Source organism: Saccharothrix ecbatanensis (genome assembly GCF_014205015.1).
Taxonomy (GTDB): Bacteria; Actinomycetota; Actinomycetes; order Mycobacteriales; family Pseudonocardiaceae; genus Actinosynnema; species Actinosynnema ecbatanense.
Genome location: NZ_JACHMO010000001.1, coordinates 5,344,773 through 5,357,261 on the forward strand (window position 1 = coordinate 5,344,773; position 12,489 = coordinate 5,357,261).

15 protein-coding genes are annotated in these 12,489 nt (G+C 69.2%); 2 read left to right on the plus strand and 13 right to left on the minus strand.

Going from position 1 to position 12,489, the window contains the following annotated elements; all coding sequences use genetic code 11:
* Positions 1-3: 3 nt before the first annotated feature.
* Positions 4-981, minus strand: a complete 978-nt coding sequence (locus tag F4560_RS22345; RefSeq protein ID WP_312869417.1) for an ABC transporter substrate-binding protein — start codon at positions 979-981, stop codon at positions 4-6.
* A gap of 278 nt (positions 982-1,259) precedes the next feature.
* On the opposite strand from F4560_RS22345, the gene F4560_RS22350 reads away from it, so the two are divergent.
* A complete protein-coding gene (locus tag F4560_RS22350) occupies positions 1,260-2,417 on the plus strand; it encodes a 4-hydroxybenzoate 3-monooxygenase (RefSeq protein ID WP_312869862.1) in 1,158 nt (385 codons plus the stop codon).
* 544 nt (positions 2,418-2,961) lie between these two features.
* On the opposite strand, the gene F4560_RS22355 is transcribed toward F4560_RS22350, so the two are convergent.
* The 11 genes from F4560_RS22355 to F4560_RS22405 form a co-directional block, all read right to left on the minus strand.
* On the minus strand, positions 2,962-3,843 hold the full coding sequence (locus F4560_RS22355; RefSeq protein WP_184922874.1) for an ABC transporter ATP-binding protein: 882 nt from the start codon (positions 3,841-3,843) through the stop codon (positions 2,962-2,964).
* Entirely contained in the window at positions 3,840-4,643 is an 804-nt protein-coding gene (locus tag F4560_RS22360; protein ID WP_184922876.1) for an ABC transporter permease, read from the minus strand. Before F4560_RS22360 ends, F4560_RS22355 begins: the two co-directional genes overlap by 4 nt.
* Positions 4,640-5,407 (minus strand): ABC transporter permease, encoded by a 768-nt coding sequence (locus tag F4560_RS22365; protein WP_184929308.1) that lies wholly within the window; start codon positions 5,405-5,407, stop codon positions 4,640-4,642. The genes F4560_RS22360 and F4560_RS22365 overlap by 4 nt, the downstream gene beginning before the upstream one ends.
* Before the next feature lie 120 nt (positions 5,408-5,527).
* Positions 5,528-6,304: a pseudouridine synthase gene (locus F4560_RS22370; RefSeq protein ID WP_246477869.1), complete on the minus strand. Its 777-nt coding sequence runs from the start codon at positions 6,302-6,304 to the stop codon at positions 5,528-5,530.
* Entirely contained in the window at positions 6,297-6,989 is a 693-nt protein-coding gene (scpB, locus tag F4560_RS22375; RefSeq protein ID WP_184929309.1) for an SMC-Scp complex subunit ScpB, read from the minus strand. The genes F4560_RS22370 and scpB overlap by 8 nt, the downstream gene beginning before the upstream one ends.
* 308 nt (positions 6,990-7,297) lie before the next feature.
* The gene (locus tag F4560_RS22380) at positions 7,298-8,125 is read right to left on the minus strand and encodes a segregation and condensation protein A (protein ID WP_184929310.1); all 828 of its coding nucleotides are present in this window, start codon (positions 8,123-8,125) and stop codon (positions 7,298-7,300) included.
* Between the two features lie 47 nt (positions 8,126-8,172).
* Complete coding sequence (locus tag F4560_RS22385) at positions 8,173-8,517, minus strand: hypothetical protein (protein WP_184922880.1); 345 nt, start codon at positions 8,515-8,517, stop codon at positions 8,173-8,175.
* Positions 8,514-9,338, minus strand: coding sequence for a ParA family protein (locus F4560_RS22390; RefSeq protein ID WP_246478671.1), 825 nt, complete (start codon positions 9,336-9,338; stop codon positions 8,514-8,516). Before F4560_RS22390 ends, F4560_RS22385 begins: the two co-directional genes overlap by 4 nt.
* 246 nt (positions 9,339-9,584) lie before the next feature.
* Positions 9,585-9,950, minus strand: a complete 366-nt coding sequence (locus F4560_RS22395) for an ArsR/SmtB family transcription factor (RefSeq protein ID WP_184922885.1) — start codon at positions 9,948-9,950, stop codon at positions 9,585-9,587.
* Between the two features lie 100 nt (positions 9,951-10,050).
* On the minus strand, positions 10,051-10,932 hold the full coding sequence (xerD, locus tag F4560_RS22400) for a site-specific tyrosine recombinase XerD (RefSeq protein ID WP_184922887.1): 882 nt from the start codon (positions 10,930-10,932) through the stop codon (positions 10,051-10,053).
* 86 nt (positions 10,933-11,018) lie between these two features.
* Positions 11,019-11,165 (minus strand): hypothetical protein, encoded by a 147-nt coding sequence (locus F4560_RS22405; protein ID WP_184922889.1) that lies wholly within the window; start codon positions 11,163-11,165, stop codon positions 11,019-11,021.
* A gap of 91 nt (positions 11,166-11,256) precedes the next feature.
* Between F4560_RS22405 and F4560_RS22410 the strand changes: the two genes are divergently transcribed.
* On the plus strand, positions 11,257-11,895 hold the full coding sequence (locus tag F4560_RS22410; RefSeq protein ID WP_184922891.1) for a DUF1707 domain-containing protein: 639 nt from the start codon (positions 11,257-11,259) through the stop codon (positions 11,893-11,895).
* On the opposite strand, the gene F4560_RS22415 is transcribed toward F4560_RS22410, so the two are convergent.
* Positions 11,884-12,270, minus strand: a complete 387-nt coding sequence (locus F4560_RS22415; RefSeq protein ID WP_312869419.1) for a DUF2752 domain-containing protein — start codon at positions 12,268-12,270, stop codon at positions 11,884-11,886. The genes F4560_RS22410 and F4560_RS22415 overlap by 12 nt on opposite strands.
* Positions 12,271-12,489 lie beyond the last annotated feature (219 nt).

Below are 12,489 nucleotides of genomic sequence, written 5' to 3' on the forward strand. Positions count from 1 at the left end.
CGATCAGCTACCCGACGCCCCGACCAACATCGTCTTCACGTCGAACTCGTTCTCGAGCAGCTTGTAGGTTCGCATCAGGTCCGCGACGCGCTGCAACCGGGTGGCGTCCAGGGTCGTGGGGAACTCACCGAAGTGCACGAGGCTGGCGGTTTCCTTGTCGACCTTGGCGTACTCCACCAGCAGCGGCTCGACCGTGGGCCGGTCCGCCGCGTCGCGCTGGCCCTTCGCCATCGCGCGCTGGAACGCAGCGACGGTGTTGGGGTTCTCCTTCACGAACTTGCCGGTCGTGCCGTAGCCCGCGATCGGGATGCCGTCGGTCGGGCCGGACGCCGCGTCGAGCACCGTGATCTGGCCGCTGGCCCGCTGGGCGCGGCTGATGAACGGCTCCACCATGAAGGCCGCGTCGACCGTGCCGTTCTGGACCGCCGCTTCCATGTCCGGGAACGGGAACTCCTTGAACGTCACGTTGTCGGGGTTCACGTCGTTGGCTTCCAACGTGGCCTTCGCGGTGAGCTCGGCGATGTTCTTGAACGTGTTGATCGCGATGGTCTTGCCCTCGAGGTCCTTCGGCGACTTGATGGCCGAGTCGGACTTGGCGAGGATCAGGAACATCTCGGGCTTGGCCTGGTAGCCGTCGTTGATCAGCTTGAGGCCGTCGACGCCCTTCGCGGCGCCGTTGGTCTCGGCGGTGATGAACGAGACCCAGTTGCCGAAGGTGATGTCGAGGTCACCCTTGATCACAGCCGGGATGGCCGCGGCGCCACCCTGGACGATCTTGACCTCGACCTCCAGCCCTTCCTCCTTGAAGTACCCCTTCTTGATCGCGACGTGGACCGACGCGACGTCGAGGATGGGGAGGAGGCCGAGATTGATCTTGGCCTTTTCGAGCTTGCCCGCGGATGCGGTCTCGGCGGGCTTCTCCTCGGCTCCACCGAGCAGACCGCAGCCGGATACCACGGCGAGCATCGCGACAGCGGACACTGCGCCGAAGATCCTTCGGGCCGAGAGGCCGACTCTTCGAGTCATGGGGGGCATCTCCTGTTGGAGTGGCGACATGGCGGGGGCAGGATGCACGAGCGACCAGGGCGCTGCGGGACCACTCAACGTGACACGCGTGGTTCCGCAAGACCCCAGTCGACCGACACTCGAAGGCTGATCCACTACCTTCGGTGAGCATCTTTGCACAGGCTGTCCAGAGGGTGGGGTATGCGGTGAGCGATCTTGGCGCGGAATGGGCCGTACAGAGCAACCGGCGTCCCGTGGGCATCGTCGGAGCGGGTCCGGCGGGATTGACGTTGGGGAACCTGCTCCACGAGGCCGGAATCCCCTGCGTAGTGCTGGAAAAAGGCACTCGGGAGTACATCGAGACCCGGCCCCGTGCCGGGGTGTTGGAGCACCGGGCGGTGCAAATGTTGACAGAACACGGCCTCGCGGACCGGTTGCTCCAAGAGGCGGATAGGCATGGTGCTTGCGAATTCCGGGTGAACGGCAAGGCGTACGAGGTGGACTACGCCACCCTGTACGACGGCCAGACGCACTACATCTACCCGCAGCAGGAGGTCGTCCAGGACCTCGCCCGGGTCTACGTCGACGACCGCGGCGGTGACGTCCGGTGGTCCGTCACTGACGTCGAACTGCACGACATCGAGTCCACGGAACCCTCTCTGACCTGGAAGAACGCCGACGGCACGGAGGAGCGGCTCGACTGCTCGTTCATCGCCGGCGCGGACGGGTTCCACGGCGTGACGCGGCGCAGCATCCCGGCCGGCGCCGTCCAGGAGTTCAGCCACCAGCACGGCATCGAGTGGCTGAGCATCCTCGCCGAGGCGGCGCCATCCACCCATAAGGTGATCTACGCACTTCACCCGGATGGATTCGCGGGCCACATGCTCCGCAGCGCCACCGTCTCCCGCTACTACCTCCAGGTCCCGGTGGACGACACGGTGGACAACTGGCCGGACGAGCGGGTGTGGTCGGAGCTGCGCAAGCGGCTGGAACTGCGGGACTCCGACTGGAAGCTCGCCGAGGGCCGCATCGTCGAGAAGCGCATCCTGGACATGCGCAGCCACGTGGTCGAACCGATGAACCACGGCAACCTCTACCTGCTGGGGGACGCCGCGCACATCATCACGCCCGTGGGCGCAAAGGGAATGAACCTCGCATTGCACGACGCCGAGGTGCTCGCCGACGCACTGGTCCGCTACCACCGAACGGGTGATGAGACAGGCCTGCGGAGCTACTCCGAGATCTGCCTCCGGCGCGTGTGGCGTGCGCAGGAATTCTCGCAGTGGATGGTGTTCATGATCCACCGTTCGCCGGAGCCGTTCTTGAGCCGTTTGGGTCAAGCCAGACTCGAACACCTCATCGCCTCCGGCTCCTCCGCCGGCTATTTCGCGCAGAACTACGTTGGGCCTTGAGGTCGAGCGGGCGATTAACGGGACCGTTATTCCAGGAAACGGACCGTAAGGCGAGAGGACCATCGCCGCCTTGTTCTCCACCGAAGCCCATCGGTGTACTTCGCCCGGAGAACAAGGCGAGCGCGTCCCGTATTTTTCGCAACATTCGAAGTCTCGCTAAACGCGGCAATTCCGCCGGGCCACCGGGTATATCGGCCGCCGATTCCGGGTACTGGACGGTCGTGTGCACCCCTCACATCCCTCCGGGCAGCGCCGGCGACCCATCGGAATCATTAATGGGAATGTCTCGCCAGGTCCCGGAAAGACGCCGGACGCCTACCGTGCGTGACTATTCCACCACAGCGGTGAACTTTGGGACGGCCGCACGGCGACCATGCCGGGACGGTAACGATGTCGAATCGTTGCCAACGAGACCCGTCGAAGCCTCTTCGGTCCCGAGCCGTTCTCCGGACGTGACAACGGGCGACCCCCGGCGCCGCCCGCTACCGGGCATGCACAGCCGGAGATCGCCCGCTGGACGCTCCTAGAGCACTTCAGGGCTCTGTCAGGTGGTGGCGCGGTCCTCCGCCTCGACCCGCGAAACCTCCGCGCGCTCGGCCTCGGCCCACTTCGCCGCCTGCTGCTCGTTCTCCTTGCGCCGCGCCTTGACCTCCTCGGAGGTCTTGCCGACGTTCAGCAGCCGCGCCACCTCGGCCCGCAGCGCCACGAACGCCTCGGACTCGCGCGTGGTGATCTGGTCCCGCTGCCCGGGCAGGTCGACCTTCAGGTCCGCCACCACGGACGCGGGCGACGTGGAGAGCACCAGCACCCGGTCGCCCAGGTAGACGCTCTCGTCGATGTCGTGCGTCACCACGAGCACCGTGGTGTCCTGTTCGGTCCGCACCTTGAGCAGCAGGTCTTCCAGCTCGAACCGGGTCTGCGCGTCCACCGAGGCGAACGGCTCGTCCATCAGCAGCAAGGCGGGCCGGTAGGCCAGCGCCCGGGCGATCGCGACCCGCTGCTGCATGCCGCCCGACAGCTGCCACGGGTACTTGCGGCCGGCGTCGGACAGGCCCACCCACTCCAACGCCTCGGCGGCGCGCGCCCGGCGTTGCGAGCGGCCCAGGGTGCGGCGCAGCGGGAACTCCACGTTCTTCTGCACCGTCAGCCACGGGAACAGCGAACGGCTGTAGTCCTGGAACACCACGGCCAGGTCCTCGGGCACGCCGCGAACCTCGTTGCCGTGCAGGCTGATCTCGCCCTTGGTGGGGCGGATCAGCCCGGAGATCGTGCGCAGCAGTGTGGACTTGCCGCAGCCGGACGGGCCGACCACGCACACCAACTCGCCGGCGCCGACGGTGAACGACAGGTCGGCTATCGCGGTGTGCGCGCCGTCCTTCGCCTGATAGGTGTGGCCGAGGTCGGCCACTTCGAGCATCGCGGTCATGATTTTTCCTCCACCGTCGCGGGGGTGCGCTCCTGCTTCGGTTGCCACGCAAGGGCTTTGCGCTCGAAGCTGAGGAGCACGGTGTTGAGGGCGTAGCCGAGGACGCCCAGCAGGACGATCCCGGCCCACATGTCGGGGTAGTCGAACTGCCGCTGTGCGACGAGCAGTTGCGACCCGATCCCGTTGTCGGTGCCGACCAGTTCGGACACGACCATGAGCACCAGCGACAGCGACAGGGAGACCCGCAGCCCGGCGAAGATCTTCGGCGCCGCGGAAGGCAGGACGACGCCGAGGACCCATTGGACCTTGGGGATGCGGAACACCGCCGAGGTGTCGAACTTCGTGGCGTCGACGGAGCGGGCGCCGTCGACGCTGTTGAGCATGATGGGCCACAGGACGCCGAAGATGATCGTGGCGACCTGCATCTGCGTGCCGACGTTGAACACGAGCAGGAACACCGGCACCAGCAGCGGCGGCGGGATCGAGCGCATGAACGTCAGCAGCGGCCCGGCGTACTCCCTGGCCTTCTGGGAACGGCCGAGCGCCACGCCGAGCGAAACGCCGATCACGGCGGCGGCGGCCCACCCGCCGAGCAGCCGGCCGATGCTCGGCAGGACGTGCTCGAACACCGTGTCGGTGAGGAACAGGTCACCGACGTCACCGGAGAACCACAAATCCTGCGCCGCCAAGGCGATCTTGGACGGCCGCGGGAAGAACGGGTCGTCGGCGTACAAGGTGAGCAGTTCCCAGACCACGACCAGGCCGACGAACACCGCCCACCGCTGGACGAACCGGTTCACGACCTACCTCCGGTGACCGAGCTCCAGCCGACCCAGCGGCGCTGAGCGCGTTCCAGGCCTTCGTTGAGCAGGTAGCCGATCACGCCCGCGACGACCGTCCCGGCGAGGACGATGTCCATCCGCCCGGAGCCGCTGCGCGCGATGGCGATGAATTGGCCGAGTCCGCCGGAGCCGCCTTCCAGCAGCTCCACGCTGACCACCACGACCAGGCTCGTCGTGGCGGCGAGCCGGATGCCGGTGAGGACGAACGGCAACGCGCTCGGCAGTGCCACGGACACCAACACCCGCGCCCGGCCGGTGCCGAACGCACGCGCCGTCTCGACCAGCAGGGGGTCGAGTTCGTCCAGCGCGTAGATGGTGTTGAACAGGATGGGCCAGATCGCCGCGTACACCGCGAGGGTGATCTTGGTCTCCGGCCCGATGCCGAGCACCACGATCGCCAGCGGGATCATCGCCACCGACGGGATGGGACGCAGGAACTCGACCACGGCGCGGGTCGCGTGCCGTACCGACGCCACGCTGCCGAGCACCAGGCCGAGCGGGACGGCGATCCCGACCGACAGACCAACGGCGATGAGCAACGCGAGGACCGTCGCGATGACGTCCCTCAGGAAAGCCTCATCCCCCAACAACTTCACGAGTTCCACCGCGACCACGGACGGCGGTGGAAGGAACTCCGAGCGAACCAGTCCGGAGCGACCGAACAGCTCCCAGACTACGAGGAACCCGGCGACACCGAGCAGTCCTCGGGTGAGCGCACGCACGCGCAACGCCTCTTCCCAGTTGATCAACGCCAGCCGACTGGCTCAATCTAGAGAGTGAAAGGCGTCGCCACAACGAGTGGTGGGGAAACTTCAGGAAGTGATCTTCCCACCACAAGCCCGTTACAGGCCGACGGCCTTGTAGAGCGAGCCGACTTCCTGCCGGTTGAGGACCCGCATCGAGCCGGGGCGCTGGTTGCCCAGGCGCACCTCGCCGACGGCGGTGCGGACCAGGCCGAGCACCGGGTGGCCGACGTGGTCCAGCAGGCGGCGCACGATGTGCTTGCGGCCCTCGTGCAGGACCACCTCGACCAGCGCCTTGCCCGGCATCGCGGAGATCAGCTTGAACGAGTCGACCCGGATCGGGCCGTCCTCCAGCTCGATGCCCGCGCGCAGCCGCTTGCCCAGGTCCTTCGCGATCGGGCCGGGCACCTCGGCCAGGTACGTCTTGGAGATCTCGTAGGACGGGTGCATCAGCCGGTGCGACAGGTCGCCGTCGTTCGTCAGCAGCAGCAGGCCCTCGGTGTCGGCGTCCAGCCTGCCGACGTGGAACAGGCGCTCCTTGCGGTTGTGCAGGTAGTCGCCGACGCACGGGCGGTGCGAGTCGTCGTGCATGGTGGAGAGCACGCCGCGCGGCTTGTTGAACGCGATGGTGACCACGTCCTCCTTGAGGACCACGCGCACACCGTCCACGTGCACTACGGCGGTGTCCGGGTCGACGCGGCGGCCCTGCTCGGTGACCACCTCGCCGTCGACCTGCACGCGGCCGAGTTCGATCAGCTCCTCGGCGACCCGCCGCGAGGCGATGCCCGCCTTGGCGAGCACCTTCTGGAGCCGGATCCCCTCGGTGTGCTCCGAGGCGTTCGGACCCGAGGAATTCGGCACGGCACGGTCAGACATCGTCGATCGCATCCACTTCGGGCAACAGGGGGGCGATCGGCGGCAGGTCGCCCAATGACGACAGCCCCAACCGCTCCAGGAACAGTTCGGTCGTGCGGTAAAGGATGCCACCCGTGTCGGAGTCCGTGCCCGTCTCGGCGATCAGGCCGCGCGCGACGAGCGTGCGGATGACCCCGTCGACGTTCACCCCGCGCACCGCCGCGATGCGGGCCCTGGTCACGGGCTGCCGGTAGGCGATGACCGCGAGGGTTTCCAACGCGGCCCTGGTGAGCTTGGCGCGCTGCCCGTCGAGCAGCAGCTTCTCCACGAATGGCGCGAAGCGGTCCCGCGTGTAGAACCGCCAGCCGTCACCGATTCTACGCAGGTCGATACCGCTGCTCTGTTCGGTGTACCGGGCGGCCAGCCGGCGGAGGGTGGCGGTGACGCGCTTCACGGACTGTTCGAGGACGCCGGCGAGCTGTTCCTCGGAGATCGGGGAGTCCACCACGAGGAGGATGGACTCCAGCGCGCCCTCGAACTCGGCGTCCCCGGTGAGGTCCGGCAACCCGCCCGCCTCAGCCTCGTCCTCCGGCACTGCCTCGTGTTCCGGCGCTGTGGTGTCCGGCACGGCCTTCGCCGGCGCTGTGTCCGACACTGCCAGGTCAGGCACGGCCAGGTCAGGCACAGGCGCGCTCGGTCCAGGCATGACCGGCTCCGCATCCGCGACCGCCCCGGTCACATCGACTTCCGCGTCCGCGGCCGGTTCGTAGCCGGCCGCGAACGACTCCACCGCGACCTGCCCGACCGGCTCGACCCGCTCCACCGACTCTGCCTGCCCGACCGGCTCGGCCAAGCCCACCGGCTCCACTTGCGCGGCCTGCCCGACCGGCTCGACCCTGCCCACCGGCTCCACCTGCCCCTGCCCCACCGGCTCGGCGTGCCCCTGCCCCACCGCCTGAACCTGGCCGGTCGGCTCGTCGGCGGCGGGCTCGGGCCCGGTTGCTCGGTGGTCGCTCACCCGTACTCCTCGTCCTCGTCGCGGGCCTCCGCCTGCGCCTCCTCGATGGTCCCGCCGACCCACGTGATGCGCAGCTCGCCGAGCGGGTCCGGCTGTTCGAACGCCAGCGCCCGCTCCCGGTACAGCTCCAGCAGCGCCAGGAACCGCGCCACGACCTCCATCGTCTCCGTGCACCCGGCGATCAGCTCGGCGAACGTCGCCGTCCCCGCCTCCGACAGCAGCACCCGCAGCATCTCGGCGTGCTCCCGCACCGACACCCGGTGCTGGTGGATGTGCGACGTCGACACCGTCGGCGGCGGCTTGGGCCGGAACACGACCGCCGCGATCTCCGCGAACCGCTGGGCGTCCACCCCAAGCATCACCTCGGGCAGCAGCCCCTCGTACCGCTGCTCCAACGCCACCGACCTGGGGTAACGCCGGTAAGCACCCCGCTCCAGCTCCGCGAACAGCGCCGCGACCTGCTTGTACGCCCGGTACTGGAGCAGCCGCGCGAACAGCAGGTCCCGCGCCTCCAGCAACGCCAGGTCGTCCTCGTCCTCCACGTCACCCTGCGGCAGCAGCCGGGCCGCCTTGAGGTCGAGCAGGGTCGCCGCGATGACCAGGAACTCGGTCGTCTCGTCCAGGTCCCACTGGTCGCCCAACGCCCGGATGTACGCGATGAAGTCGTCCGTGACCGTGTGCAACGCCACCTCGGTCACATCCAACGTGTGCTGCGAGATCAGCTGGAGCAGCAGGTCGAACGGGCCCTCGAAGTTGGTCAGCTTGACCTTGAACCGGCCGTCGCCGACCGCCACGGGCTCCGGTTCCACGGGCTCGACCGGCACGTCCGCTCCGACCGGCACCTCGGGTTCCGCTCCGGGTGCGTCACCGCTCACCGCTCGCGCAACCTACGCACCAGCAGCGAGTCCTCGCCGTGTCCTTCGAGGTCGTCCAGCACGATCGCGATGGCCTCACGCACCACGCGCCCCCGGTCCACCGCCAAGCCGTGCTCACCGCGCAACGCCAACCGCGCGTGCTCCAGCGCCAGCAGCTCCTCGTCGGACACGTACACGGTGATCTTCGTGGAGTGCTTCTGCCGACCCGTGCCGCGCCGCTGCGCCGACTGCTCCTGCTCCGGCACCTCGGCAGGCGAGGGAGGCGCGGGAGGCGCGGGAGCGGAAGCGGTCGTGAGGCGGAACAGCTCGGACGCGCCCGGCAGTGATGGGCGTCGGGTCACCGGGCGATCACCTCGCGCGCCAACGCGCGGTAGGCCTTCGCGCCGGCCGAGCGCGGCGCCCAGCTGGTGATCGGCTCGCCGGCGACGGTCGTCTCCGGGAACCGGACCGTGCGGTTGATCACCGTGTCGAACACGACGTCGCCGAACGCCTCGACCACGCGCGCCATCACCTCGCGGGAGTGCAGGGTGCGCGGGTCGTACATGGTGGCGAGGATTCCGGTGATCTCCAGCTTCGGGTTCAACCGCTCCCTGACCTTCTCGATGGTGTCTATCAACAGGGCGACCCCGCGCAGGCTGAAGAACTCGCACTCCAGCGGGATGAGGACGCCGTCCGCCGCCGCGAGGGCGTTGACCGTGAGGAGGCCGAGCGACGGCTGGCAGTCCACCAGCACGTAGTCGTAGTGCTCGATGACGGGCCGCAGCGTGCGCACCAGCGTGTGCTCGCGGCCCACCTCGGACACCAGCTGGATCTCCGCGGCGGACAGGTCGATGTTGCTGGGCAGCAGGTCCATGCCCTCGACCGGCGTCCGCATGATCACGTCGTCGACGGCGACGTTGCGCTCCATGATCACGTTGTAGATCGTCTGGTCGAGCTGGTGCGGGTGCACGCCGAGGCCCACGGACAGCGCGCCCTGCGGGTCGAAGTCGACCAGCAGCACCCGCCGGCCGTACTCGGTGAGCGCCGCGCCGAGGTTGATCGTGGACGTGGTCTTGCCGACCCCGCCCTTCTGGTTGCACACCGCGAGGATCTTCGCCGGCCCGTGACGGGCGACGAGCGGCGGATCGGCGATCTTGCGCAGCGGGCGGCCGGTCGGCCCCATGTCGCCCGCTACCTGCTCGGTGTGGTCCTCGTCCGCGGGTGCGGCGTGCGGGGCGAGGCTCAGCTCGACCGAGGCGCGCGGCACACCGGACGGTGAACGGGGCGGTGGGGGTGGTGCGCCCCACGTCTGGCCCGCGTGCTCCGGTGTCGACATCGCCTTCCCGATTCCTAGTCCTCTGCCTGGGCGCAGCCTAGGCACACCGGGGTCCACCGGCAACGCGCCTCGCCGAAGCGCGCGCAACCGTTCTCAGCGCGTTGTGCCTTGTCCGCCCGCGCCGGCGGTGGCCCGTTCGGCCGGTCGGCCACCCATCCGGTCGGCCGCGCGGAGCACCACGTCGAGCAGTCCGGGGAACAGGTCGTCCAAGTCGTCGCGGCGCAGCGACACCCACCGCTGGTTGCCCCGCGCCCTGGTCCGGGTGATGCCCGCCTCCCGCAGCACGCGCAGGTGCTGCGACAGCGTGGACTTGGCGACGTCCACCATCAGCGCGCCGCACAGGCGCTCGCCGTCGGCCTCGATCTGGCGCACCACCGCCAGCCGGGTGGGATCGCTCAACGCGTGCAGCACCGCGCCCAGCTCGATCGCCCGGCGCTCGGGCTCGTCCAAGTTCGGCACCTGGTCGGCACCTCCAGCTCGTCGGACTCTGTGCTTCGTCGGACTCTGTGCTCGTGGGTGGCGTACCCGGTCAGGTGCGCACACGGTACCTGTGGAGCACTCATATTCCACCCGATGCGCGAGGATGGGCGGTCGCGTAGACCTCGCGCAAGGTGTTGACCGTGACCAGCGTGTACACCTGCGTCGTGGTGACGGAGGCGTGGCCCAGCAGCTCCTGCACGACCCGCACGTCGGCGCCGCCTTCCATCAGGTGGGTGGCGAACGAGTGGCGCAGCGTGTGCGGGGAGACCTGGGCCTCGATGCCCGCGCGTTCGGCGGCGGTCTTGAGCACGTGCCACGCCGTCTGCCGGGACAGCCGGCCGCCTCGCGCGTTGAGGAACAGCGCGGGCGTGCCGCGTTTGGCCAGGGTCGGGCGGGCGCGCACCAGGTAGGCGTCCAGGGCCTGGAGGGCGGGGCGGCCGACGGGCACGACCCGCTGCTTGCCGCCCTTGCCGTCGAGCAGCACTGTGCGTTCGGTGGCGTCGACGTCGTCCACGTCCAGCCCGACGACCTCGGAGATCCGGGCGCCGCTGGAGTACAGCAGTTCCAGCAGGGCGCGGTCGCGGAGCTGCGCGGGGGTGTCGCCGGGGCCGTCGAGGAGCTTCAGCACGTCGTCCACGGGCAGTGCCTTGGGCAGTCGGCGTGGAGGGGTCGGCGGGCGGACGGCGCGGGCCGGGTCGTGCGGCGTGAGGCCTTCGCGGTGGGCGAAGCGGTGCAGGCCGCGCACGGCGACCAGGGTGCGTGCGGCGGACGAGGCGGCCAGTCCGGATTCGCGCAGCGTCGCCAGGAAGTCGCCCACCAGCGGCTCGGTGACGTCGGTCAGGTCCGCGACGTTCTTGCCGGCCAGGTGCGCGGCATACCGTCGAAGGTCACGGCCGTAGGAGTCGAGCGTGTTGCGCGCCGTGCCCCGCTCCACCGCCAGGTGGTCCAGGTAGGCCCTCATCGCACGCCCCGCAGGGGTCCCCGCCAGGGGGTCCCCTGCTTTCACCTTACCTTCGGGGTCCGACAATTCCGCCGCCTCGCCGCCGTTCACCGCTGGTCCGGCACGCTGATCGCCGATCCGAAACCCTTGTCCGCCAACGCTGTCACGCACGGCAGTGTGAACTTCCCGAGCGCCCGAGTCGAGCCGGGCGGCGCCGTGCCCGCGCCGATCACCACCCGGACCTCGGGCTTCACGTCTCGGATCGTTCGGGCCGGCACCACCGAAGCGTAGGTCGACAAGCGGGTTCCGGCTCGATCGGGCCTGACGGCTGTTAGCGTTTTGACCGTGTCGGAACCACACCAGGTGCGCATCGGCGACCAGCAGCGTGAAGAGGCGATCAGCGCGCTGAACGACCACTTCGCGGCCGGCCGGCTGGAGATCGGCGAGTACGAGCAGCGCGTCGGTTACGCGTCGGCGGCCCAGACGGCGCAGGAGCTGGCCGCCCTGTTCCAGGACCTGCCGCAGCCGCACCCGGTGTTCCTGCCGCCCACGTACCCGCCGACCAACCCGCCGTCCGGCTCGCACCCCGGCTACGCCACACCCGGCTACCCGACACCCGGCTACCCGACGCCGGGCTACGCCGCGCCCGGCTACCCGCCCCCCGGTTACGCGGACATGAACCAGATCCACGGGTCGCCGTACGGCTACCAGCCCGGCTACGGCTACCCGGGCTTCTCCCCGGACGCCCCGTTCGGCGTGGACCCGTTCACCGGCGAGCCGCTGTCGGACAAGTCGCGCGTCGCGGCGGGCGTGCTGCAACTGGTGCTGCCGTTCGGCATCGGCCGGTTCTACATCGGCGACACCGCGATCGGCATCGCGCAGCTGCTGACGTGCGGCGGCTGCGGCATCTGGTCGCTGGTCGACGGGATCATCCTGCTGGTCAACGGCGGCACGGACGGCGAAGGCCGCAAGCTACGCGACTAGGTTCCGCACGAGCATCCACGTGACGGCCAGTGCCACCACCGGCACGCCGACCTTCCGCGACACCGGCGGCGCGGGCCGTCCGGCCCTGGCCGCCCGGAACCACCGCACCCACAGCCACGCCAGCAACGGCAGCCCGGCGACCAGCATCACGGCGTTGAACTGCCAGGCCGCGACCGGATCACCGTGCAGCAACGCGTGCACCATCCGCGTGGAACCGCAGGCCGGGCACTGGATCCCCGTCAACGCGAACAGCGGACAGGGCGGCAGCAACGCCCCCTGCTCGTTGGGGTCCACGAACATCAACACCGCACACCCGCCAACGGCCGCTCCCACCACCGCCAGCGGCCCCCGCACCCCACTCAACCTCACACTCACACCCCCATCCTCCCGCGTGTCGAACCTCCAGCGCCCGCGTGTCGAACACTCAGACCCCGTGAGTCCTACGTTCAGAACGCGTGAGTCCTACGTTCAGGACCCCCGAATTCAACGCTCAGAACAGCTCGGACCGGCCGACCACTGTTCTGAGCGTTGAATTCAGGTGTTCCGAACGTAGGACTCACGGGACGCGAACGTAGGACTCACGGGGTCTGGAGG

Coding starts and splice junctions, on each gene's coding strand:
- F4560_RS22355 (WP_184922874.1), bottom strand. CDS start 3,843: ATGACCGCGATGCTCGAAGTGGCCGACCTCGGCCACACCTATCAGGCG.
- F4560_RS22370 (WP_246477869.1), bottom strand. CDS start 6,304: ATGTCTGACCGTGCCGTGCCGAATTCCTCGGGTCCGAACGCCTCGGAG.
- scpB (WP_184929309.1), bottom strand. CDS start 6,989: ATGCCTGGACCGAGCGCGCCTGTGCCTGACCTGGCCGTGCCTGACCTG.
- F4560_RS22390 (WP_246478671.1), bottom strand. CDS start 9,338: ATGGGGCCGACCGGCCGCCCGCTGCGCAAGATCGCCGATCCGCCGCTC.
- xerD (WP_184922887.1), bottom strand. CDS start 10,932: ATGAGGGCCTACCTGGACCACCTGGCGGTGGAGCGGGGCACGGCGCGC.